This window comes from Paenibacillus sp. J22R160 (genome assembly GCF_059692135.1).
In genome coordinates, this window is sequence record NZ_JCAUAU010000002.1 from 178,747 (window position 1) to 202,305 (window position 23,559).

Genomic DNA, 23,559 nt, shown 5'->3' on the forward strand with positions numbered 1-23,559 from the left:
TCATGAAGAAGGGTCGGTTACGATTGAGTCAGAATCGGCCCTTTATTCAACAATCCTGAAAGGGGAATTGTCATGAGTATTATTAAAAAGAGTTGTTCTCTAATCTGTCTTTTTGCTGTTTTACTTATCTTGGTTTCCTCTGTGTTACCCGTCAGTCAAACGGTTCAGGCAGCAGCAGTCAATCCAAAACTGCTAAGCGGTAACGCAGTTGGAGGTGAGCTATTCCCTGTGGATACAGCTTCAATTGCGACGACAGCTTCCTATACATGGCTCACTGAAGGCTCACATGCAACCGATTCTGAGCTTACTGTTTCAGATGGGTCAGGTACACCCGATATGACCGACGGAAGCAACGGGCCTGACGATAACATGAGTGCAGTGACAGGGAGTAGCATAGGCTCTGCCGTTTATGGAACGCTCATTTATGATTTGAAAGCTGTCTACCAAGTATCCTCAGTAACGGTGTGGGCGGACACGAATGATCAAAGTCATATGAAGCAGTTCGAGTTGTATGCCAGCTATGATGGAATAACTTACAATCAGGTAGGGGCACAGGAGAATACGAATACGCTGGGATCCGGCTTTGCTCCCGTTACGCTTGTTGTTAAACCAACCATCTCAGCCCGATATTTGAAAGTCATTATGCATAAAGATACGAGCATGCCAGTCATGAGATTGGGGGAAGTGGCTGTTTATGGTGATGTACTAGAGCCAATGGCAATAGTAAGCAATAATTACTTGAGGACTTCCGGTATCTACAACACGACAGTGCCGAAAATTGCAACGAACGCATCCTATGAGTGGTTAACAGAGAATCCATTCATTACGGACGGAGATTTGATCAAATTTGATAACGATGCCTCTAAGAATGACACGGTTGGGGGACAGCCGGACTTAATTGACGGCTCAAGTACAGAATCCGATGCTGCTTCGACGACCAACTCGATCTGGGGTTCGAAAGGCAAGTTCGGTGCGGTTGTATTTAACTTGAACGACATGTATCAAATTGGGAAAATTGACGTATGGACATTAGCCTCGGGTGGAAACAAGTACATGGATGGATATGAAGTTCTCGTGAGCACCGATGGTGTGAACTATACGTCACTTAGCTATACATCGAATACTGCCAGCCGTAATGCAAATACGATCGTGAATACACCTAGTTATGGGGTCCCAGGTCTCCATGCCAAATACGTCAAAATAATTATGCATAATGCACTGAATTCCGAAATTTTAACGGTTGGTGAAGTGGCGATCTGGGGTTGGAAGCTGTACGACACGACTCAACCTAAGAAGTCGACACCAGACCGTGTAGAGCTTACTGCCAAGCTCAAAAATTACAGCACGATGTATCTTGACTGGTCTAGCTACAATAATGTTGTCAATCAAGTAAGCAAATATGGTGTGTATATCGAAACATCCCCTTTTACTAGCACAGAAGGATTAAGTCCAAAGTTTACTGCAGAAGCTAATTCGGTTGAACAACTAGGTAAATATCTATCCTATTTTTCCTTGAAACCAGAGACGGCCTATTATATAGCGGTGACTCCGTTCCACTTAACTGGAGGTGAGCGGAAAGATGTTGAGACATTGAAAGTGATGACCTCATCTGTGCTTGGCGGAGAAAAGGTTGGAGACATTTTCGCGATTAATGACGCTCCTTATGGGGGGAGCAATTACATGCACCATGGTGAAGGTGAAGATTTGTTTCTAATGACCAAATTGCGACTTCTGCGAGACCTTGGAGGTATTAACAAGAACAGATGGTGGGACCACAGTGAGGCTATGAAATCGCTATACGGGAAAAGTGGTTTAAATTTTCACTACTTCTATCACGGTCCGAGTTATGTTCCTACTGATAATGCAGGAGGTGTCTATACGTTCTCCACGTACAATGAACCTGACCTCGCTAATCGAAATCCAGCAGGAGTAGCAAGTCAGCTTAAGATCAATCATGACAGTTTAAAGGCGGTTAGCAGCAAAAGCTTGCTTGTAGAGCCTGCTCTTGCAGGACTCGATCGATTGGCTGCCGGCAAAGGCTTGAACTGGCTTGACGATTTCTATAATTCAGATGGGCAGAACGGTGCTCTTGTGAAAACTTATTTTGATGTCATGGATGTCCATCCCTACGTCAAATATGAATATCCGGCCGTGCCCGGACTTGATCAGGGTACGCCCGAAAAGCTGCTCGACACGCTGCAGCAATTAAAGGACACCATGATAAGCCATGGCGATGGCGAGAAGCCGATCGTCGTTACAGAGCTAGGGTGGAGCACCTACACAGGAGGCAGCTATCTTAAGAAGGTGGATCGCGCGACCCAAAGAAATTACTTGGCACGAGCCTACATGCATGCCATTGCTAATGGAATTCGAACGATGCACTGGTACGATTTTGCCGATGACGGTACGGAGACGAATAATTTAGAGCATAACTTGGGGTTGATCGACTGGAATGGGAAACCGAAGGAGAGCTATTACGGATACTACACGCTGATTAGAGTGCTGAAGGACGCCACTTATTTAGGAGCAGTACCGGATATTGCGAATCCTTATTATGGCTATCAATTTTGGGATGAGAATAAAAATCGCTACATTACATCTTTATGGGATGCTAGTTGGCAAACGACTAGCTCAACTTCGCGAACCGCCAAACTCGCGACGGCCGAACCAGGACTAACCATGGTTGGAATCGATGGAAGCTATAAATATATTGCTGCAGTCTCCGGAGTTGTCAATGTGCCTCTAACAGGAGCACCGTTGTTCATCTACTCGCTTGACGAAGTAAACGTGACTTCCATCAATTGATAGACAATTGGATTACTCCTCCCGAGCGGTCGTGTAAATGTTACAATAAAAACGAAAAGCACGACCGAACGGGGGATATCAATGAGAAACAGTATATCCGCGAAGGCGATGATGATTTATGGCATCGTGTTCGTCTTTATTATCAGTCTTACTTTCTGGTTGTCTTATACGGGAACTGTTGGCAGACTGCAAAAAGATTTGCAAGATACGAATCTTGCGCTTTTGAAACAGGTCGATTCCAAGATTGAAGGGGCCTTTCGTCAGACGGAAAAAGATCTGCTCTCCATGGCAGATGGGCTGGAATTTGTGTATTTTATGAACAATAGTTATAGCGATAATGCGCATAGGTATAGTATCCACTATACATTGACTACCAGGTTGAAGGATTTTATCGCCAATAATCCAAACTATTCGTCGGTCTTTGTTTATTCTCATGTCAGTGGAGATCTAATGACAGAGGAAACTTATGTGAAGCAAGCTTCGACGGAGTTTAACTGGTTAGCCCAATACTTGGATATGCCGGAATACTTCAAATGGCTATCGACCCAGAAAGTGTGGGACGGCCAAAAAAACGAAGATGTCATAACCTTGGTCCGCAGCTTCCCAGCCCTTAGCAGTCCTGGTTTCAGAAAGGGTCTTATGGCCATTAGCATCCAAGAGTCTGAGTTGTTCCAAATGATAAAATCCATCTATGAGGACGGTCACTCCGGCCATTTCTTTATCTTAGATAGGGAGGGAAATGTCGTTACACATGATGACAAGGCGCAGCTGTACAGCAACATGAAGTCGCAACCCTACATACAGAGGATTTTATCAGATCCAGACAGTGGTGCGTTTAATGTGAAGCTGGAAGGAGTTCAGCAATCTGTTTTTTATCGTACAAGTGAGTATACAGGCTGGAAAGTCATCAGTATAATGCCGGAATCCAAGTTATTTGAGCCCCTTAACGTGACACGCAATCTGCTATTGATCTTTGCTGTGATCATGTTCGGCCTAGCGCTGTCTGCTCTATTTTATGTGAATCGCTGGACTTTCAAGCCTTTGGATCGCTTAGCAGGCAAACTGTCTGGTCTGAATAAACATAGAGGAGCGGTGTCAGAAAGTTTAGGATTAAGCAGTTTGGAGCATATTTTCGATGAAATCGTTCTGGATCGCGAACACTTGGAGCAGCATGTGAGGGATTCGAAGCCGATGCTCAAGTGGAAAATTATGATGGAGATTTTGAATGGAAGCCGTACTGATTTTCATGCGGCTTATCATCATTTGGAGTTTCTAGAGATACGGATGTATCCAGAGCGCTTCCTAGTATGTACAGCAGAGATTAGCAGGGATGGCGAGCAGCTTTCCCCACGGGATGAAACGCTGTATACCTATATGTTCTGCAATGTCGCGGAAGAGATAATCCGATCTGAACATGCGGGTGCAGCGATAGACTTAGGCGGTGGCCGAGCAGCTGTCTTGCTCAGTTTTGCGGAAGGTGATCTGGAACAAAATCATGTTAGAACATTAGTCTTACTAGAATTCATCCTCGATATTATGAGGAAACAGTTCGGTTTGTCCGTTACCATTGGTGTAGGGACATGTCGTATGGAAATGAAGGAAATTCCGCTCTCGTTCGACGAATCCCAAAAAGCACTGCATTATAAAATGATTTTCGGAAAAAATTCCGTTATTTCAGTAGACGATCTACATCCTCCAGATCGACAGGATTATTACAAACTAAGCCGAATGACTGATCCCGTAATGGATGCATTAAAGCAAACCGACCGTGAGAAAATGCTTCTTCATTTATCAGATACGTTCCGTGAGGCTGTTGAGTGCAATCTTCCACCGGAACTAATTAAGCAGCTATGTTATGATCTCATGTTGAAATCGATGGAAACCGTGAATGCGATTGGGATTGAGCCAGAATTATCGATGGGGCCTTTGAACAGCATATACGACCGGATTGGAAAATGTGAGAATTGGAGGGACGCAGAACGTCTCGTTAGCGAAGTACTTGAGGGCTTGGCCTTACAAATTGAGGAAAAGCGAAGCCAACGCGGGAAAAATGAGACCATCGAGGGAATGCTGGATTATATCAGGTCACATTATCAGGAACATGATTTGTCATTGGAACGATTGTCAGCCATGTCCCGTCTCACACCGCCTTATATAAGCAGACTGTTTAAGGAATACACGGAAAGTAACTTTATCGACTATATGATTGAGATTCGGATCAAGGCCGCAATGGAGCTTTTGAAAAATAAATCCATTAAAATCAATGACGTTTCAGAAGCCGTTGGATATGCGAATACGAGAAGTTTCCTGCGTACGTTTAAAAAATATACAGGCTTAACTCCGACTGAGTATCGAGAATACAACAATAAAAATGATAAATTAAAGGCTCCGGTGTGATCATCGCGGCCTCTTTCTATTTTTATTGGTCGATGGTTAGAATAGCTTATTTTGTTTAAAATAGGTATTTTGTTGCATGACATTTTTTTACAAAAGATAGTATATTTTAATAGATTCATACAAGAGAACGTTCGTGCTCAAAAACTTTCAGGAAATTTTCAGTTTCATGGAACTTTTTGAAGCGATGAGCCGTCTAATTTATCATACAAGTTGATTTGGAAATGAAAGGAAGAAGTACCATATGGCGAATTGGTTTCGCAAAAAAAGCATAGCTGAGTCTACTCCTACTGAGGAGAAAGAGAACCTATTCGAGCTGCAAGCATCTTCGCACGTACAACGTAATTCGCCTTTATTAACAGTGACGGGTGTGCATCGCTCTTTTCAAGTTGGCGGTGAGCGATTAGAGGTACTTAAAGGTATTGAGATGGAACTCAAACCGCTTCAGCTTGTTATGCTCAAAGGCCGTTCTGGCTCAGGTAAGACAACACTTTTGAATTTAATTGGGGGGCTTGATCAGCCTAATGAAGGAGAAATTATGTTCCTAGATCATGCTTTTCATTTAGGAAGCGACAATGAACGAACATTAGTTCGTCGCAAAGAGATCGGTTTTATTTTTCAATCGTATGCCTTAATGCCGCTGTTATCAGCTTGGGAAAATGTGGAGCTCGCGCTGCGCATGGCAGGTGTTCCTCGGTCTGAGTGGAAAGAAAGGGTAGCTTATTGCCTTGAGCTCGTCGGGCTTGGTAAGCGAATGTACCATCGTCCTTTCGAGCTGTCTGGCGGTGAGCAGCAGCGTGTTGCGATTGCCAAGGCGATTGCGCATCGACCTTCATTGATTTTGGCCGACGAACCGACGGCTGAGCTGGATTCCCAGATGGGGGCACAGATCATGTCCGTTTTCCGAAGTATGATTGCAACAGAGCAGGTAACGATTTGTATGACGACCCATGACCCTACGATTTTGGAGGTTGCCGATCATGTTTACGAAATGGTGGACGGGAAATTCGTCTCCTAACTGGAGAAAGCCCGTAACTGCACTACTTATATGTACAACACTTATACTAGCTTCCGGCTGCTCGCTGCTGCCAAAGGAGCAGGAGGAAGAGGCGCTTCCGAGCATTAATCCGCCTAAGCTTTCCAAGAAACCTGAATACATAGTGAAAACAGAAACACTGGAGTCGAAAGTAAGAGGAAGCGGGCGTCTTATGGCGCTGCAGGAAGAGAAGCTGTTCTTCTCGGAGGATATGACTTCTAAACGGATCAGTGCCATTCTTGTGAAAAATGGTGATACAGTTGAGAAGGGTCAGCCCGTTGCTGAACTGGACGTTTCAGATATGGATAGCGATTTGAAGCGGAAGAAGCTTGAAACCCGCAAAGACGAGCTGACGATGATCGAAACGCTGCGGAAAGCAGACGAAATGACGCCCGAGCAAATTGAGCAGGCGAAGATTGATTTTGAACTGAAGCGGGAGGAGCTCACAAAGCTAGAAACGCAAGTGAGTAAAGCAAAGCTTCTTGCACCGTTTAGCGGAACGATTGTGACGGTTACAGCGAAGAAAGGTGACACGGTGAAATCGGAGGAGTCCGTTGCAACACTTGCCGATTTGAATGAATTGACGGTGGCAGCAAGCATAAGCGCAGACGATGCAAAGAAAGTCTCCATCGGGATGGATGTCCAAGTGGATATTAACTCAGCCGGACAGCACAAAGGGAAGGTCAAGCAGTTGCCGAATCCACAAGCGGCAGGGAATAATAATGGCAACTTCCCAGGCGGTGGGCAAGACGGCAAACAAGATTCAATTGATCAATATCTAGTTGTTCAGCTGGATGAATTTCCTAAAGGTCTGAATCGGGGAACGCCACTAAGCGTGACGATTATTACACAAAGAAAAGAAAACGCGACAACGATACCTCTGGCTGCGCTTCGTTCCTATTCGGGCCGGAATTATGTGCAAGTGGTTGATAATCAAGGGAATAAGAAGGAAGTTGATGTGGAGATCGGTCAACAGACGTCAACGGATGTAGAGATTGTTAAAGGTCTAACCGCCGGACAGAAAGTAGTGGGTCGCTAATGTCTATCCCCATGCTGCGGTTTTTATTTCGGAAAATGTGGAATACCCGTTGGCTGACGCTCAGTACTTTACTTGGTTTAATTATGGCTGTTGCTTTCACCACCAGCATACCAATGTATGCGGACGGATCGCTGAAGCGTGTCGTAGCCAAGTCGCTTGAAGAGAAGAGCAGCGGACTTCCGGCAGGTTCTGTGCTCATGCGGTATCAAGCGGTAGGGACAGAGCGTGCAGGGTTAGACGAGCTGAAAGACGTCAATGAGTACATAGGAGAAGAAATTCCCAAAGAGATTGGATTTCCCATTGAGACGTTCGCCAAGAGCTACACGATCAAAGCAGCTCAAATAACGCCAGTTGATGCCTCAAAAGTAGATCCCAGCAAGCGGCGCCAAATGGCGCTTACCTCATGGAGCGAGCTGAATAAGCACGTTGAATGGTCTATGGGCCAAATGGCTTCAGATCAAGTACAGAACGGTATTCTGGAAGCCGTTGTTTTGGATGAAGCTTTATACCGGAATGATTTGCACATCGGCGATGTGTTTAATTATTCGGTCTCTGGTGCAGGAGGCAGCCAACTGCTTAAGGTGAAGATTGTTGGTTCTTTCAAGCCAAAAAATGAAACGGATGCCTACTGGTTTCAAGGCTTAGAGGGGTTGCTTAACTCACTTATCGTAAGTGATGATGTATTTATGAAGACCCTATTAACAGAGAAGAAAATTCCGCTTCAGCTGGCTAATTGGTACTATGCTTTCGACCTGCGGAATATTCAAACAAGTCAATTATCACCGTTAGACCAGCGTCTGGAGAGGCTGGACATTAACCTGTTCCAGAAACTTAAGAATACGAAGGTCGATGTATCATTCAAGCCGATGCTGGTTGAATTTAAGGCGCAAAGCCTGCAAATGCAAATTTTATTATTCACGTTAGCAGCACCTATGATTGCCATGGTTTTCTATTACATTGTTATGAATGCCAGACAATCGCTTGATCGACAGCGGGGAGTTATTGCCACTCTGCGAAGCAGGGGTGGCAGTACAAAGCAAATCATTGGGATATATTTTCTGGAAGGTTTATCGTTAGGAATCATAGCGTTAGTAGTTGGACCGTTCATGGGTTGGTTCATGGCCAAGAGCATAGGGTCTTCCAGTGGATTCCTAACCTTTGTTGACCGGAAATCAATACCTGTCAGCTTTACCAAGGAAGCATTGCTATATGGCGGGCTTGCTGTACTCATCGCCATCTTGGCAAGTGTAATTCCTGCGATTCTTTTCGCTAAAGCATCGATCGTGAACTATAAGCAGCTCCTTGCACGATCTGATCGATCACCGCTTTGGCAGCGTTGGTTTATAGACATTGTGCTTCTCGGAGTTGTAGGCTATGGCTTTTACTTGTTCGACCAGCGTCAGGTGTTGTCCGTACAGACTGGCTTAACGACCGATCAGCTGCAAGTGCATCCGCTATTGTTCTTTGTACCTGCACTCTCGATATTCGCGTTGGGATTATTCTTTTTGCGTATTTTCCCGTGGCTGCTGCGCTTTTTTGGATGGCTTGGGCGGAGATTCCTTCCCGTGCCTCTCTATTTAACGCTTGTACAGCTTTCCAGGTCAGCCAAAGCTTACTATCCGTTGATGCTGTTGTTGATTCTTACATTGGGGCTCGGAGTTTACAATTCTTCGGCTGCACGCACGATTGATCTGAATTCCACCGAGCGAACGCTCTATCAGTATGGAACTGATGTGGTGCTGCAAACCGTGTGGGAGGGCTTCTCCGATGATCTGCCTAAGGATCCTAATGCAGGAGGAAATTCGGGCGGCTCTCAGGGCGGTGGCTCAGGAGGTAATAACGGCGGAAACGGTGGTTCCGGTAATGGTGGAGCCGGAGGCAGCGGTGGTCAAGGTGGTCAAGGCGGTCAGGGCGGTGGAAATCCTGGCGAGGAAACGCCGTCGAAGATTCGCTACGTTGAGCCGCCGTTTCAAGTGTTTCGCGAGCTTGAGGGCGTTCAGGCAGCGGCAAGAGTATTGCAAACCAAAGGAAATGTTGTGGTTTCTGGGAAATCGACTGGCCAAGGGCTCGTTATGGGCATTGATAATGTCGATTTTGCCAAAGTCGGATGGTTTCGGCCTGATTTATTTCCGGCCCCTCCGTATCAATATTTGAATTTGCTTGGCAGCTATGAGCAAGCCGTTATTATTCCTTCTAATTATGCAAGCAAGTATGCGCTGAAAGCTGGGGATCTGCTTTCGATTACAATTAGCCAGCAGCCTGTTGAATTTGTCATCGTTGGCATTCTTCCTTACTGGCCAAGTCAGTATCCAGATCAGACGCCATTTTTCATTACAAATTTGGATTATGTGTATGATCAAGCACCTATGGTTCCTTATGAGGTTTGGTTAAAAATGAAACCAGACGCGAAGGTGGCGCCGATTGTAACCGCCTTGCAGGATAAGGGGATCGAGCTTGCTTCCGTCAAGGATGTTCGCAATGAGCTCATTGTGCAGAACAAGCTTCCTGCAAGAGGCGGCGTGTTCGGGATTCTAAGTTTAGGCTTTCTCGTATCTGTCCTTGTATCTTTAATCGGATATATGTTGTACTGGTTCTTTAATCTCTCAAGCCGAGTTGTGCAGTTTGGGGTCCTTCGCGCGATGGGGCTTTCCCGTAAGCAATTGACTGGCATGCTGCTGCTTGAGCAAGGTTTTACGGCAGGTTTATCGATTGCGTTAGGAATTGCGATAGGTAAACTGACGAGTTATTTCTTTTTGCCTTTCTTGCAAACCTCTCAGAATGTGAAGACTCAGGTGCCGCCATTTCGGGTTGTTTTCGATTCCAAAGACACCTATCAGCTCTATTTCGTTGTAGCTTTCATGATGGCAACAGGAGCTTTACTGCTGTTCTTGCACATTAGAAGGCTGCGAGTTCATCAAGCTGTGAAGCTCGGGGAGGAGAAATAGAATGATTACTTGTGAGGGCTTAGTCAAAATTTATAAATCAGACGAAGTTGAAGTTGTGGCTCTGCAAGGACTCAATATCCAAGTTGATGCCGGTGAGCTCATGGCGATTATCGGGAACAGCGGAAGCGGGAAGTCTACATTGTTGAACATCTTGGGCGGTCTGGATCGTCCTTCTGCAGGTCAAGTGAAAGTCGGCGATTGGGATTTGCTGAAAATCACAGATAAGCAGCTGGTCGAGTACAAACGGCATACTGTCGGCTTCATCTGGCAAAATAATGCCCGAAATCTCGTTTCATATTTGACTGCTCTCGAAAATGTAGAAATGCCGATGATGCTCAGCGGGAAGTATGATCCCGCCTATGCCAAGCAATTGCTGGAATGGGTCGGACTTAGCCATCGGCTGAACAATAAACTGCAAGAGCTTTCAGGAGGCGAACAGCAGCGTGTGGCCATCGCCATTTCGCTGGCAAACCGTCCGAGGTTGCTGCTCGCCGATGAACCTACGGGATCCGTAGATTCGAAAACAGCGGATATGATACTAAATATTTTTCAGCGTTTGAATAAAGAATTGGGGGTTACGATCGTCATTGTTACCCATGATTTATCCATGGCTGGGAAAGTAGGCCGAGTCGTTGCCATCCGGGATGGTATGACTAGCTCAGAGTTTATTGCGCGCAGTCCGTCACTTGCAGGCACTGCCGGTATTGCAGGTGGGCTTGCGAATAAGGATCATGAAGAGTTCGTTGTATTGGACCGAGCAGGACGCTTGCAAGTGCCAAAAGCTTATCTGAACGCCTTGCAAATCGAAGGCAAAGCCACGATGGAGTTTGATGGGGAGAAAATTATGATTAAAGCACCGAAAGCCATACCGGCTTATGGGGGCAAGGAAATGAATTCACATGCTGACGGAGGTAAATCCAAATGAAATCAATTACACGTAAAATGGTCGCTACATCACTGACCCTGGCCATGGTCGTACCCCTTGCTGCAGCTTGCACAAAGGGTGAAAAAGCAGATGATAAACAGGAACGAGTGCTTAAGATCGCTACATCCATGGGTTTTGGCGATGATGAGTATTTCAGACAGCAGTTTACGGAAATATTTGAATTCGCTAATCCGAATATTAAGATTGAAATGATTCCAACGATGGATGACAAGTATCGGTACGGCGGCGTACAGCCTGGCGAGAAAATGCCAGATCCAATGGAGAAGCTGAAAGAGGTTATGCAGGGCGACAATCCTCCTGATGTCGTGATGGTCGGTTACGAGCAGCTGCCGGATATTATTGAAAGCAATATGCTGACTCAACTGGACCCGCTGATTACGAAAGATAAATTCGATACAACAGGAATTGTACCTGCTGTTATTGATGGTATTAAGAATGCTGGAAGCGGTAAGTTGTATGCACTTGCGCCAACCTTCTCGTCTTCTGCATTGATTTATAATAAGAAAATGTTCACGGATGCTGGCGTTGATTTTCCGAAAGACGGCATGACGTGGGATGAGATTTTTGATCTTTCCAAACGACTTACCAAAGGGGAAGGAGAAAACCGTTTGAACGGCTTCTCATTCTCAACACAAGCTCAAGGTGACTTGTTCTATGGTATGCAAATGTACACGGCTCCGCTTCAACTCAAAATGTTTGATGATGCCGGAGAGAAGATGACGGTGGATACGGATCAGTGGGAAAAAGTATGGACGAAAATGGCGCAGCTGCAAAAAGATAATGTGTTCCCTGAGCTTATGGATCCACAGAAGGGGATGAATCGGAAATTTGATCAAGAAAATCCTTTTGCCTATGACGATTTCATGTCGAACCGCTTGGCGATGGGAATTATTAATTATGGTCAAATTCAACAAATTACGAATGCGAACAAGAATGCTGCCAGCTACAAAGGGTTTACACCAATTGATTGGGATGTTGTAACGATTCCTTCTCATCCTGAAGCTAAAGGCGTTGGCGGTTCCATTTATATGAATGGAATTATGGGAATTAACGCAAAAGCACAGAATCCAGAAGATGCCTGGAAGTTCATTAAATTTGTGAATGGCGACGACTGGGCTAAACTGAAATCATACAGCTCTTATAACTTAGTTGCACGCTCCAAGTATTTGAAGCCTAAAGACGGTTTGGACTTCCACATGGAGGCATTTTACAATGTCATACCTGCGCCATCTGATAATAACATGAAGATTTATCGAGATAAGCCGAACATTTATCAGGTCCAAGAAATTGGGCACCAAATGTTTAACAGTGTTTTACAAGGAAAGACGACAGCTCGTGAGGGGCTCAAACAATGGCAAACCCAAGGCGACGCGATGTTGAAGCAAATGAAGGAAAATCCAGGCCAAATGCCGAATCCAATGACGATGCAAGCTGTGCCTGCTGGTTAAATAGCACAAACTGTATGCTGACAGTCACAATCAACGAAGGAGGCCAAACACAACATGAAGATCAAGTTCGGTTATAAATATGCGGCTACTATTGCTTTGTCTGCTACGATGGCCTTTGGCGCCATGACGCCTGTTTGGGCAGATGGCACTCCAACAGCTATAACGATGGCGATAGGTAAGGTGCCTATTACGAATAACAGCTATTTTGAGTTAAAACAAATTCATGTTTTACCTGATCAAAGCGGCAAGATCGCAACTTTCACGATTACCATTCATAATGAAGGCGCAAGTGAACTGCAATTTATTGATTACTGGGCTAGGTTGAAAAGTAAATCCGGCAATCAATTCTCAGCGCGCTTGCTGCCTGCTGATAAAGATAAGAACCGGGTAGCTCCCGGTTCTACAACCGATTTAACCTTCTATGCAACGGTGAATGCAAACACGAGCCTGCAGGACCTCGTTGTTCAATTCATCAAGTGGGATTTTAGCCAAACGAATTTCGAACGGGTACTTGGAGAGGTAGCTGTACCGGATAATTATACAGATGTCATCCCTTCTGAAGGTGCAGGCACCATTTCTGTTGGCGGCGTTGAAGTACGTGCTTCAATTAAAAAGTTCATTAGCAACAAAAATGAAAAATACCATGTTCCCACGGTTTACTTGACGCTAGAGAATGCAGGTAGTCATGCTGTGGCTATTCCAGCTTACTTATTCTCAATAAGGACACAGGATGGACTCCTGTATCCATTGGAAGCTAAAGGATTGAAAGATTTGAAAATTAATCCAAAAGAGAGCAAAGAAATTCAGCTCTCCGGCTCCATTCCGGTAGCGGTAGCCGCGGGTGGTTGGCAGCTTTCCGTAGCGGACACGATTGCGGATTTGAAGCTTAATGTAGCTGTAGCGAATTTTCAACTCCCAGCAGTAACGTCTCAGGAAGGCGGATCCATTGGCAAAGAGTATTCTTTCACCAATAAGTCGGGCATTTACACGGCTCAGTTGGGCGGTCTTCATCGTCTTCCTTGGGAGGATCAAGATCTATTGACAGCCGATTTGGTTCTCAGCAACAAAGGAGATGAGTCGCTTCCAATTCCGAAATTGTCCGGTTATTTCCTACTGGATGATGCGGTTAAAATCGATGCGAAGCTTATCCAGACAGCTAAAGTGATTGGGCTTGGTGCGGGTACGAGCGTTAACCTGCAGCTTGCTGGTAAATTGCCATACACGTATGAATTCTCTCAAGTGAAACTTGTACTCCAAGAGAATGAAGGAGAGGCACCGGCTACGGGGACAGACACTCCGAGTACAACAGCAACTGACGTACTGGAGTTCTCGACACAAGCAGAACTTCAAGCTGTTCCTTCTATTGGACTTGGCGAATCTTATTCGTCGACAGACGTCGGGCGCAAAGCAAAATATGCGATTAGGAACGTATCGACCTATGAGGACAAGACGAGTATTATGTATTCAGCTATGGTTGAGGTGACTAACCTAGAGAAAAGATTCACGAACGCTTCCAAGCTTGTGGCGAATTTCCGGTCGCCAGACGGAACGGTATTCCCAGCTTCTGTAGCGGAAGTGAAGAACAAAATTTCTCCATCAGGAAAAGCGCTGCTTAACGTTTGGGCGCCTGTGCCTAAAGGCTTTTCTACGGAGAATATGAGTTTGCTCCTTGGTGAAGCCGTAACGGAAGGCAAACTATCGGAAGGCGACAAGGCTGTAGCTGATTCCTACGTAAATCCAGTTGCGTATTCGTTGCCAACGGAGATTACGAAAGTGGCCAATACACTTAAAAATGTGGACTTATTCCCTTATACGATTAGCATTGATAAAATTGGGACGAGTATTGACAATAATGTATTTACGCTCAAATTCAACTACGAGTTATCGAAAGAGAAGTTAACTGAAATTAATACCGAAGGCCATAACTTATTGCTTGTATTTGAGGATGGCGGCGGCATTAAAAGTTTTGAGAAGAAATTCGATTTCAAAGACTTTGACGTCTACAATGGAGATTCAACAGCCGATGAAGATACGAAGATCCGACTAGGAAAAAGAGAGAATTTCAAAATCTCGATCCCGGATCCCGGCCTTATTTTTAATACAAAATTCTTAGAAAAATATACACTTAGTGTATACGACGAGTTCCAAGGGCAGAGAAAATTGATCGCTTCTCAGAAAGCAGATTGGTTTATTACAACAGATTAAAACATACATCAAAGGGTTGTCTCTAATGGTCTGATAAAACCAATGAGCAGCCCTTTTTTTGTGTTCAGTCATAAGAAGTCATAACGGCATTGCCCTGTATATGACCAATATATGACTGAAATATGACTTCACTCACCTGTTTTTATACATGGCCCGATATATAATAAATCCAGGTCGAAAAAAAACATAAAATTTTCAATACTATTTTATGTTTTGTTAAGAAATTCCAAGTATGATGGTTGAGTGAGTGTTTTAGAGAATTAAAGCTGGTGATAGGGGAGAAGTGAGAATGATCAAGTTAACCGAGTTTTCAATGAAAAATGTAGCAGCAATTTTCATCCTGATGCTGCTGTTGGTCGTAGGTGGGACGTATTCCACAACGACGCTCAAGGTAGAAAGCTTTCCAGATATTACTTTTCCAGTCGTCATTGTAAGTACTACATACGTTGCACCTCCTAAGGATGTGCTTGACGAAGTTACGAAGCCGATCGAAAAGGCGGTTGCAGGATTAGACGGGTTAAAAACCCTCAGTTCAAGCTCGCAGGATAATTACTCACAAATTATTCTGGAGCTTGATCAGGATAAGAAGCCGGAAGATGTGAAGAAGGACGTTGAGAGCCTAATCTCGAATGTAAAGCTTCCGCAAGGCTCTGAGAAGCCTAAAGTATTAACAGCCGGCTTCGCTTCCGAACCGGTATACTATCTAGCCGTGTACGGCGACGAGAGTATGAACCAAGCAGAGCTAGATAATGCGTATAAGGATACAATTTTGCCAGGCTTTAACGGGCTTAAAGGGATCGACCATGTAGACTCCGTCGGTAACCAGGACGCTGTGCTCACGATTAAGCTGGATGCGCCAGCGATTAACAATTACGGTTTAACGCCGGCAGATGTTTCTGGATCCATTAAGGCAGCGCTGGTATCTAGCCCAGCAGGCACAGTGGATTTCAATGGTAATCAGCAGATGGTTCGCGTGAAAGGCGAAATGGATACCATCTACAATTTAGACAATTTAAAAATCACTACGAAAACAGGCGATACGCTACTACTTAAGCAAATTGCCAAAGTGGAAGCCATTAGCGAATCTAAGTTTATTGCCAGATTAGACGATAAACCAGCGATCGGTGTGCTTTTGTACAAAACCAAAGCAGCGAATGCCGTAGAATTTGCAGATAGCGCAGATAAATTAATGGCAGACTGGACACAAACACTGCCTGGTGTGAAATTCTACAAAATTTATAATTCAGCCAACGATATCAAAGATTCTATCCATGGAATGGTGCAAGAAGGCGGTTTAGGCGCAATTCTGGCATCCGTCATGATCTTGCTGTTTCTTCGTAATATACGCATGACACTGATCGTACTCGTTTCCATTCCTCTATCCATTCTCGTCACGTTGCTAGTCATGGGACCACTGGGCATTTCACTGAATATCATGACGCTTGGCGGTATGGCGATCGCCGTTGGTAGGGTCGTGGACGACAGTATCGTCGTTATCGAAAATATTTATAGTCAGTTGCAAGTTGCTCAACAGCGTAATGAATCGGTTATTCGATTAGCAACGAAACAAGTATCGAGCGCGATTACTTCCTCAACGATTACAACAGTGGGTGTATTTGGTCCGATCGGCTTCGTAAGCGGGGTTGTCGGCGAAGTCTTCCGTCCTTTTGCAATAACGCTAGTTGTAGCCCTTTTATCTTCATTAATTGTTGCTTTAACTGTTATCCCAATGTTGGCGAAGCTAATGGTGCTTAATTCCAAAAAGCTTACCAATCACGATGAGCATCATGTTGGACCTATGGGTGAGAAATATAAAAAAGCGCTCAACTGGTCTCTGAATAACCGCATTAAAACGCTTTTGATAGCTGGAGTAGCCCTTGTACTTTCTATTGTTATTACCGTTCCGAATTTAGCGGTAGCTTTCATGCCGAACAGTGAAGCTGTAAAACAGGGTGCCATTGATATAAAAATGCCTCGTGAAACATCCATTGAGATGATGAATGAAAAATCCAAAGAGCTCGAAAAAGATTTGAAACAGCATAAAGATAAATTGGGCAACCCTGCTTTCAAATATATCGAATCTCTCGTTGGTTATAACCAAAGCAGCGACCGGTATGCCTATAGAGCGATGATGTTCTTTGAACTATCCGCAGACACGGATGCGACAGAGGCTGTCAAAACCTACAAAGAAGATATGCTGAAATTGATGCCGCCGGGTTCGGAAGTCAACATCCAGTTGTTTACCGGCGGGCCTCCAACATCAACAGGTGCTGACTTCTCCTACTCGCTGAAAGGCGATGACCAGCTTTATCTTCAGCAAGCTGCAAAGATGGTTGAAGATAAGCTGAAAGAATTTCCAGAACTGAACGATATCAAAGATAGTTTGAGTGATTCCAAAACCGAAGTCGAGATTACAGTGGATCAAAATAAAGCGCGTTTATATGGGCTATCTTCAGCACAAATTTTGCAAGCTGTTAATTCTTGGATTGCGGAAGAAAAGCTAGGAGATTTGAAGTTTAACAATGTTACCTATGCAACCAAAGTTATGCTCAATCCGATTTATAAAAACTCCGTGGATAAACTAGGCACATTCTTAGTTAAAACGCCAACAGGTCAAACCATTCAGTTAAATGAAATCGCTCGTATTGAGCAAATTGACGCACCAAACAGCATAAGTCGTGAAGATGAAGAACAAATTGTAAGTGTAAGAGCTAAAATTGATAGCACAGATAAAGGTGGCGTGAGCCAAAAAGTAACTGCTGAATTGGCGAAGCTGGAGCTGCCGTCTGGGGTTTCCCGTGAAGTAAAAGGGGTTTCTGATGATATTAATAGAAGCTTTATGCAAATGTTTATCGCAATCTTTGCATCCATTTTCATTGTTTACATCGTCATGGTAATCGCATTTGGTAACGCAAGAGCGCCTCTGGCCATTCTTTTCTCGCTGCCGCTTGCGGCAATTGGGGGGCTTCTAGGGCTCCTGATTACAGGAGAATCCATCAATGTTACCTCACTCATCGGGTTCCTCATGTTGATCGGTATCGTTGTCACGAACGCGATTGTACTTGTAGACCGTGTTCAGCAGCTTAGGGAGCAAGATTATTCTATACGTAATGCACTTATTGAGGCAGGGATTACACGTTTAAGACCAATCATTATGACGGCAGGCGCAACGATTATTGCTCTCTTACCACTCGGATTAGGTTTATCCAAAGGAACTATTATCTCCAAAGGATTGGCAGTCGTTGTTATTGGGGGACTTACGACTTCAACGTTGTTAACCCTTGTTATTGTACCGATTATGTATGAGATTTTATTTAAAAAGAGAGAACGCCGTTGGTTCAACAGAAAAGGGAAATCGTCATCCATACAAACCGAGCAAGCACCATCTGCGCTTCAATAAGCTGAATAGGGGAAAAGGAGAAATCGAATATGAAACGTCAGTTGTTTACAATTAAGCAAAGTGCCAAGTTATTCGGTATCGTCGCGCTAAGCGCGGCGATATTCGCAGGATGTTCCGCATCACCTGCTGCAAGCCCAAGCGCAACCCCGGCAAATGCTGCCGAGCAAGGTGTTAAAGGCGTGAAGACGGCTAAAATTGCCAAACAAAAAATTGGTAATCCTGTGGAACAAGTAGGAGACGTTGTCTCTTCCGTCCAATTGGATGTGGTAGCAAAGTCCGGTGGGGAAGTTATTGAAATTCTTAAGAAACGCGGAGATAAAGTTGAAAAAGGCGAAGTACTGTTCCGCTTGGATCCGACCGATGTTTTGATTCAAAAAGACTTGAATGCCGTAAGCATTAAGGGGGCTCAAGCTGGACTTGTCGAAGCCAAACAGAAGACATCCAATGGCATTGCAGATGCCAAAGACGCGGTTTCTAAATTAGAGACAGCTGTTAGCGATCTTGAGAAAGCCTACAATAAGGCTCGTAATGAATACGATCTAGGTACAGCAACGAAAACGCAGTTAGAACAGGCAGAAACAGCCCTAACGAATATGAAAAAGGATTTGGAGAGCGCACGTAGATCGCTGAAAACTGCGCAAGAGACGAATTCACTTGCGCAAGTGGAAACTAGCTTAGAGTCAGCTCAGGTTAGCGCTCGCAGCATCGATAGAACACTAAGCAATCTCGATGTAAAAGCGCCTGCAACAGGAGTGATAACGGATCTCAATGTGACAGTTGGTGAAACTTTAGCGCCAGGCGGCCGTGTCGGAGAAGTGCAGCAGACGAATCCGGTTAAAATTAAGTCTCAACTGACTGAAGCATCGGCGGCTCTCGTTCGAGGTAAAGGTGAACTTATTTTCTACATACCAGGCGTTGCAGACAAAGCCAACGCTAAAGTAACGTATTTATCTGATGTGATCAATGGTCAATCCAAGGCTTATGATCTGGAGTTAGAGGTCCCGAATCCTGACGGCAAGTTGAAACCGGGTTCCAAAGCTCAAGTCGAGCTTACCAAAGATGATGAACAAATCGTACCGGTTATCCCGAGTCTTAGTATCGTCCGCGAAGGCGGCGACAGCTTTGTTTATATCGTGAACGGTGAAACGGTTCAAAAGCGCAAGGTTGAGCTTGGTCGTTTGAATGAAACGAATCAAGAAGTGTTATCTGGTGTTAAGGAAGGCGAGATGCTCGTGATTTCCGGACAGCACCAGCTGAAAGATCAAGATAAAATTAAAGTGAGCAACTAGCTCGAGCTCAAGGAGGAGAACTACGTGAATAAGAAAATGAAGAGATCGCTGGCCACCATTGTACTATCCGCTGCACTTTTAACTACCGCTTCTTTTCCTGCATGGGCTGCGGTGGGTGTGAGCTCGGCAGTTTTCGCTCAAACAAGCACGAACACCAGTTATTCGCTGACAGATAAAGTTGAAGTGGAGATTAAAAGCATTCTCAACGAGCATGAATCGGATACAACGAAGCTAGGAGCAGTCATTCGCATTAAAAATACAACCGATAAAATAACTCGTGTGCCTGATTTTGAATTGCGCGTTCGTATGGCGGATGGCATTGAATATACGTTGCAGCCAAGTGCCAAAAATCCAAAGTCTATTCTGCCAAAGACACAGCAAGAGATTAGTTATCTGACGAATGTAGAACGTAGCGATAATGCTGAACTAAGCGAGCTTAGCTTTGTAGATGTTGATTTGGAAGTGTATCCCAAAAAAGAAACAACACTTCTGAGCCTTCCGGTTGACGCGGCGCTCGTGTGGAATGGCAGCGACAGCACGATCACCAAATCCTCCGCGCTTCTGAAGTGGGGAGAGCCTTTCACACTGCCGTCTCTGAGGTCATCTGTAGGTTTCATCCCAGTGGATATCCATAAGGAAATCACAGCCAAAGGCGTATCAACGGTTGTGCAAATTCAAGTAGTAAATTCAACGAATGAACGTTTAACAGTTCCGAATTTCGGAGTCGACGGAAAAACAGAAAGTAAGGTATACTCTGGCAATCGCGCCGAAGCTTCCGTAGTGCTTGATCCAGGTGAGAAAAGGTATATCCATGTCGTTATCCCAACCGATTTGGACACAGAATTTACGAGTTTGAATGTCGTGACGCCTGAGAGTTTCTTCGCCTCGCAGGGTGAGGGCAAATTACAAGAAGAAACTTACCGTGTAGGGCGTGCGAACATTTTACTGCCTATTGGAGCAGCGACACAAGGTGTTATTCCGGCTCCAACCTACACGTTAGGAACACCAGTCAAGCTGGATTCAACGAATAAATTTGTACCATCCAATGTCGATGTGTCGCTTGTTGAACTGCATGTCACAAACAATGAAGATGATGGATTCAATACGGCAGTTGCCAAATTTAAACTAACAAATAACAGCGACCGCCCGATCCCTATTCCTGCGATTCAAACCGAGCTTATAAGTAAAGATGGTTATGCTTATGGAGGCAAAAGACAGGCGGCAACAGCTCTTAGTGTTGTTCCCAAGGCTTCTTATGTTGTCAGCTACTCCTATTCTCTTCCTGCATCAGAAACAGGCGAGGGCTTGAAGATGAACCTATACAGCCAGCAGGCAAGCGGAGAGACGACGTACAAATCATTGCTCGCAACGGCGAAAGTACCTGTCCAGACAAATAATCTGGCCAGTAATGTTCTTAACGTATACCCTTACGAAATCACTATTAAGGACTGGAGCCTCTCAGCTATTTATCTAGCTGCAATGTCATACGACTACAAGTTGAAGCTGGATCTGGACATCAAAACAGATAAACAAGTGACAGTGGATAAGTTTAATAGCAAGCTTTCCTTCGAACTTTTTGATAATGTCGGTAATCCGGTTGGAAAAACGACAACAGACTTATCAGGTGAAGGAAGAATGTACAGTGGTTCGAACACCATTGACTTTAATGCGAGTTCTAGTCAACTAGATTTCCCGATTCAAGTCAAAGTATATGAGACCTTTACGAACGAATACGGAGAAACGGTCAAACGATTCCTTACATCTTTCAAACAATAATGGTTCAATGGTTAAACCGCTTGGTGGTGCATGAAGCACTGCTAAGTGGTTTTTTCGTTTTTAGTGCGCAGTCAGGATGTGCAGGAGATGAGACTCATAAGACGGCCTGCTTTTGGATAAGATAGGATTATCGATTCAAATAAAACGGAGTGATTGCGATGAACTGGATATATTGGGCAAAATTATATGATTCCAAGTTTCAAGCGGGCTGTTTGGCGAAAAGAATGGAAGAAGACTGGTGGATTTATGGGTATGAGTGCCCGCAAGAAGTAGAAGTTTTCAAGTCGAAGAAGGGACGTTTCGGCGTTCGTTACAATACGTAATTTCCTGCATTTTATCTAAAAATTAACGCTTGACTTACCACTCGCGCTTAGTGTATATTTATTTTTGTCGCTGTTGAGCGGCAAACATGACGCGGGGTGGAGCAGCTCGGTAGCTCGTCGGGCTCATAACCCGAAGGCCGCAGGTTCAAATCCTGCCCCCGCAACCAAATTTTATTTGGGCCTATAGCTCAGTTGGTTAGAGCGGTCGGCTCATAACCGATTGGTCGGGGGTTCGAGTCCCTCTGGGCCCATACGATCAAAACCCTTGATTTATAAGGGTTTTTGTTATTTCTAGACATCAAACAAGCCTCTCATTCTCATCATAAATTTGATGGAAATGAGGGGCTTGTGTTTGGAATACCTCGCATGCAGTTCGGACAACAATGTTAGGGTACGTGGTTTAAACCCTACCTAAATTCTTGCGTATGAACTTTAGCATGCCGATATTCATCAGGTATACGGCCATATATACAGGGAAGGAATAGATCAGCCTCCAGCCTTTGTAATGAAACACTTCCGCCCATACGGATAGTCCCTCAAGGCCCGTTGTAATTAAAGCGCAGACAATCAGATACAGGACCAATCGCATCCCCTTTAAATTCCATCGATCATAGAAGTAAATGATCACATAGGCGGAAGGTGGGTAGCAGAACAAGTACAAAATAACGTCGAACCATTCGTACTTGCTAGAATCATTAACATCGTACAAATCCAGTGGCATAGATGCTATACTCAAATCGACCACAAGTCCAAGATAGAAGTTGAACAGGAACACATACCAGATTACGATCGACGGAAAGCGACGCTTTAAAAGCAGCATAACCAACATGGATACCAGCGAGGCACCAATAATGAACCATTCATTTCTATCGAAGGATTCGGGTGCGACTAATATCATGACGCGCTACCTCCATTCTTGCGTAATGGATATAGCCTTAGCAGCCAATCGAACATCTCAGTCAGCACGAGAATACCGGCGTAGAGCAGAATGTTATACAATTCTTTCCAACCCGTATAATGCAAGCAACCGAGGATTCTAAATAGGAATGTTATAAAAGATAATACAAGAGCGCAAATAATTATGCTTAGCAGACGACTGCCCCGTATTCCCTTCGCATTTGCCATGTAGTAAAAATGCCAAGCTATTAGCATCGGAAAAATAATAATTTGACTGACCCTCATAACAATGACGTCCAGCGGATGCTCGGAGATATTTTTTAAACTCAAATTGATGTCGATGATATAGATGGACTGCTGCAGCAAGACCGAGGCGAACATAATGATCGCCGTCAGTTCGATGACGTGAAGTCGACGCTGCAGTTTGGGCCATGAGATGACAAAGAAGACGATCTCAACGAACAGAATCAGGCTTAAGATAAATGCAACGAACATAGCGGTCCTCTTTCATAATTAGACTATACTGGTAAAGTATTCGTGCGATGCGATTTTTTTATGCTAGAAAATCTTATTTCGTAAATTAGTTGGTTTGAGTGCTCAGCTCATGTTATTTTATTTTTATGACTTCTGCTTACGTTCACCGATTCAAAAAAATTGCAAAGGAGCTGCTTGTTATGTGCCGAAATATTAAGCCGCTTTTTAACTTCAATCCAGTTGCTACAGATGCTGAGATTCAGGCGGCTTCCCTACAATTCGTTAGAAAAATTTCGGGTTTCACCGCGCCCTCCAAGGCCAATGAGGAAGCTTTCAACCGAGCTGTTAGCGAGGTGTCGCTAGCTGCACGCCAGTTAATGGATTCACTCGTCACTCATGCAGAGCCGCGCAATCGAGAAATCGAAATCGAGCGTGCACGCGCTAGAAACACCAAACGGTTTGGAACCGTAAAAAAACTGGAGTCTTAACAAAAAGGCTTTTACCTACTTAGGTAAGAGCCTTTTTGTTGCTTTCTTTTCATAAGCAACTCATTTGAAGTGTAGCAATCTATTGTCTATGAGC

At 44.5% G+C, this 23,559-nt stretch carries 15 protein-coding genes and 2 tRNA genes; 15 read left to right on the forward strand and 2 right to left on the reverse strand.

Translation table 11 applies throughout. The annotated features are described in order from the left end of the window. The first annotated feature begins 72 nt into the window (after positions 1-72). The 14 genes from AC58UW_RS04170 to AC58UW_RS04235 all read left to right on the forward strand — a co-directional run bounded on the left by AC58UW_RS04170 (position 73) and on the right by AC58UW_RS04235 (position 21,857). Complete coding sequence (locus tag AC58UW_RS04170; RefSeq protein WP_497419454.1) at positions 73-2,805, forward strand: discoidin domain-containing protein; 2,733 nt, start codon at positions 73-75, stop codon at positions 2,803-2,805. Positions 2,806-2,886: 81 nt separating this feature from the next. Then, positions 2,887-5,202, forward strand: a complete 2,316-nt coding sequence (locus AC58UW_RS04175; protein ID WP_497419455.1) for a cache domain-containing protein — start codon at positions 2,887-2,889, stop codon at positions 5,200-5,202. Positions 5,203-5,443: 241 nt separating this feature from the next. Then, positions 5,444-6,217, forward strand: coding sequence for an ABC transporter ATP-binding protein (locus AC58UW_RS04180; RefSeq protein ID WP_497419456.1), 774 nt, complete (start codon positions 5,444-5,446; stop codon positions 6,215-6,217). Next, positions 6,180-7,274: an efflux RND transporter periplasmic adaptor subunit gene (locus AC58UW_RS04185; RefSeq protein WP_497419457.1), complete on the forward strand. Its 1,095-nt coding sequence runs from the start codon at positions 6,180-6,182 to the stop codon at positions 7,272-7,274. Before AC58UW_RS04180 ends, AC58UW_RS04185 begins: the two co-directional genes overlap by 38 nt. Next, positions 7,274-10,219 carry an ABC transporter permease gene (locus tag AC58UW_RS04190; protein WP_497419458.1) on the forward strand — a complete coding sequence of 982 codons (2,946 nt, stop codon included), beginning with the start codon at positions 7,274-7,276 and terminating at the stop codon, positions 10,217-10,219. Before AC58UW_RS04185 ends, AC58UW_RS04190 begins: the two co-directional genes overlap by 1 nt. Position 10,220: 1 nt before the next feature. Next, positions 10,221-11,144, forward strand: a complete 924-nt coding sequence (locus AC58UW_RS04195; protein WP_497419459.1) for an ABC transporter ATP-binding protein — start codon at positions 10,221-10,223, stop codon at positions 11,142-11,144. Continuing rightward, positions 11,141-12,613, forward strand: coding sequence for an ABC transporter substrate-binding protein (locus AC58UW_RS04200; protein ID WP_497419460.1), 1,473 nt, complete (start codon positions 11,141-11,143; stop codon positions 12,611-12,613). The genes AC58UW_RS04195 and AC58UW_RS04200 overlap by 4 nt, the downstream gene beginning before the upstream one ends. A gap of 54 nt (positions 12,614-12,667) precedes the next feature. Next, complete coding sequence (locus AC58UW_RS04205) at positions 12,668-14,818, forward strand: COG1470 family protein (RefSeq protein ID WP_497419461.1); 2,151 nt, start codon at positions 12,668-12,670, stop codon at positions 14,816-14,818. 289 nt (positions 14,819-15,107) lie between these two features. Next, entirely contained in the window at positions 15,108-18,218 is a 3,111-nt protein-coding gene (locus AC58UW_RS04210) for an efflux RND transporter permease subunit (protein WP_497419462.1), read from the forward strand. Between the two features lie 29 nt (positions 18,219-18,247). Next, positions 18,248-19,507, forward strand: coding sequence for an efflux RND transporter periplasmic adaptor subunit (locus tag AC58UW_RS04215; RefSeq protein ID WP_497419463.1), 1,260 nt, complete (start codon positions 18,248-18,250; stop codon positions 19,505-19,507). A gap of 24 nt (positions 19,508-19,531) precedes the next feature. Further along, the gene (locus tag AC58UW_RS04220; protein ID WP_497419464.1) at positions 19,532-21,283 is read left to right on the forward strand and encodes a hypothetical protein; all 1,752 of its coding nucleotides are present in this window, start codon (positions 19,532-19,534) and stop codon (positions 21,281-21,283) included. Between the two features lie 158 nt (positions 21,284-21,441). Continuing rightward, the gene (locus tag AC58UW_RS04225; protein ID WP_164484139.1) at positions 21,442-21,606 is read left to right on the forward strand and encodes a hypothetical protein; all 165 of its coding nucleotides are present in this window, start codon (positions 21,442-21,444) and stop codon (positions 21,604-21,606) included. Positions 21,607-21,696: 90 nt separating this feature from the next. Next, positions 21,697-21,773: transfer RNA gene (locus tag AC58UW_RS04230), tRNA-Met, on the forward strand. A 10-nt stretch (positions 21,774-21,783) separates the two neighbouring features. Then, positions 21,784-21,857 (forward strand) — tRNA-Ile (locus tag AC58UW_RS04235). A gap of 149 nt (positions 21,858-22,006) precedes the next feature. On the opposite strand, the gene AC58UW_RS04240 is transcribed toward AC58UW_RS04235, so the two are convergent. Both AC58UW_RS04240 and AC58UW_RS04245 read right to left on the reverse strand, forming a co-directional pair. Continuing rightward, positions 22,007-22,504: a hypothetical protein gene (locus AC58UW_RS04240; protein WP_497419465.1), complete on the reverse strand. Its 498-nt coding sequence runs from the start codon at positions 22,502-22,504 to the stop codon at positions 22,007-22,009. Next, on the reverse strand, positions 22,501-22,998 hold the full coding sequence (locus tag AC58UW_RS04245) for a hypothetical protein (RefSeq protein ID WP_497419466.1): 498 nt from the start codon (positions 22,996-22,998) through the stop codon (positions 22,501-22,503). The genes AC58UW_RS04240 and AC58UW_RS04245 overlap by 4 nt, the downstream gene beginning before the upstream one ends. Positions 22,999-23,177: 179 nt before the next feature. Here AC58UW_RS04245 and AC58UW_RS04250 point away from each other — a divergent pair, with 179 nt between their 5' ends. Then, entirely contained in the window at positions 23,178-23,465 is a 288-nt protein-coding gene (locus AC58UW_RS04250) for a DUF2277 domain-containing protein (RefSeq protein ID WP_497419467.1), read from the forward strand. Positions 23,466-23,559: the final 94 nt, after the last annotated feature.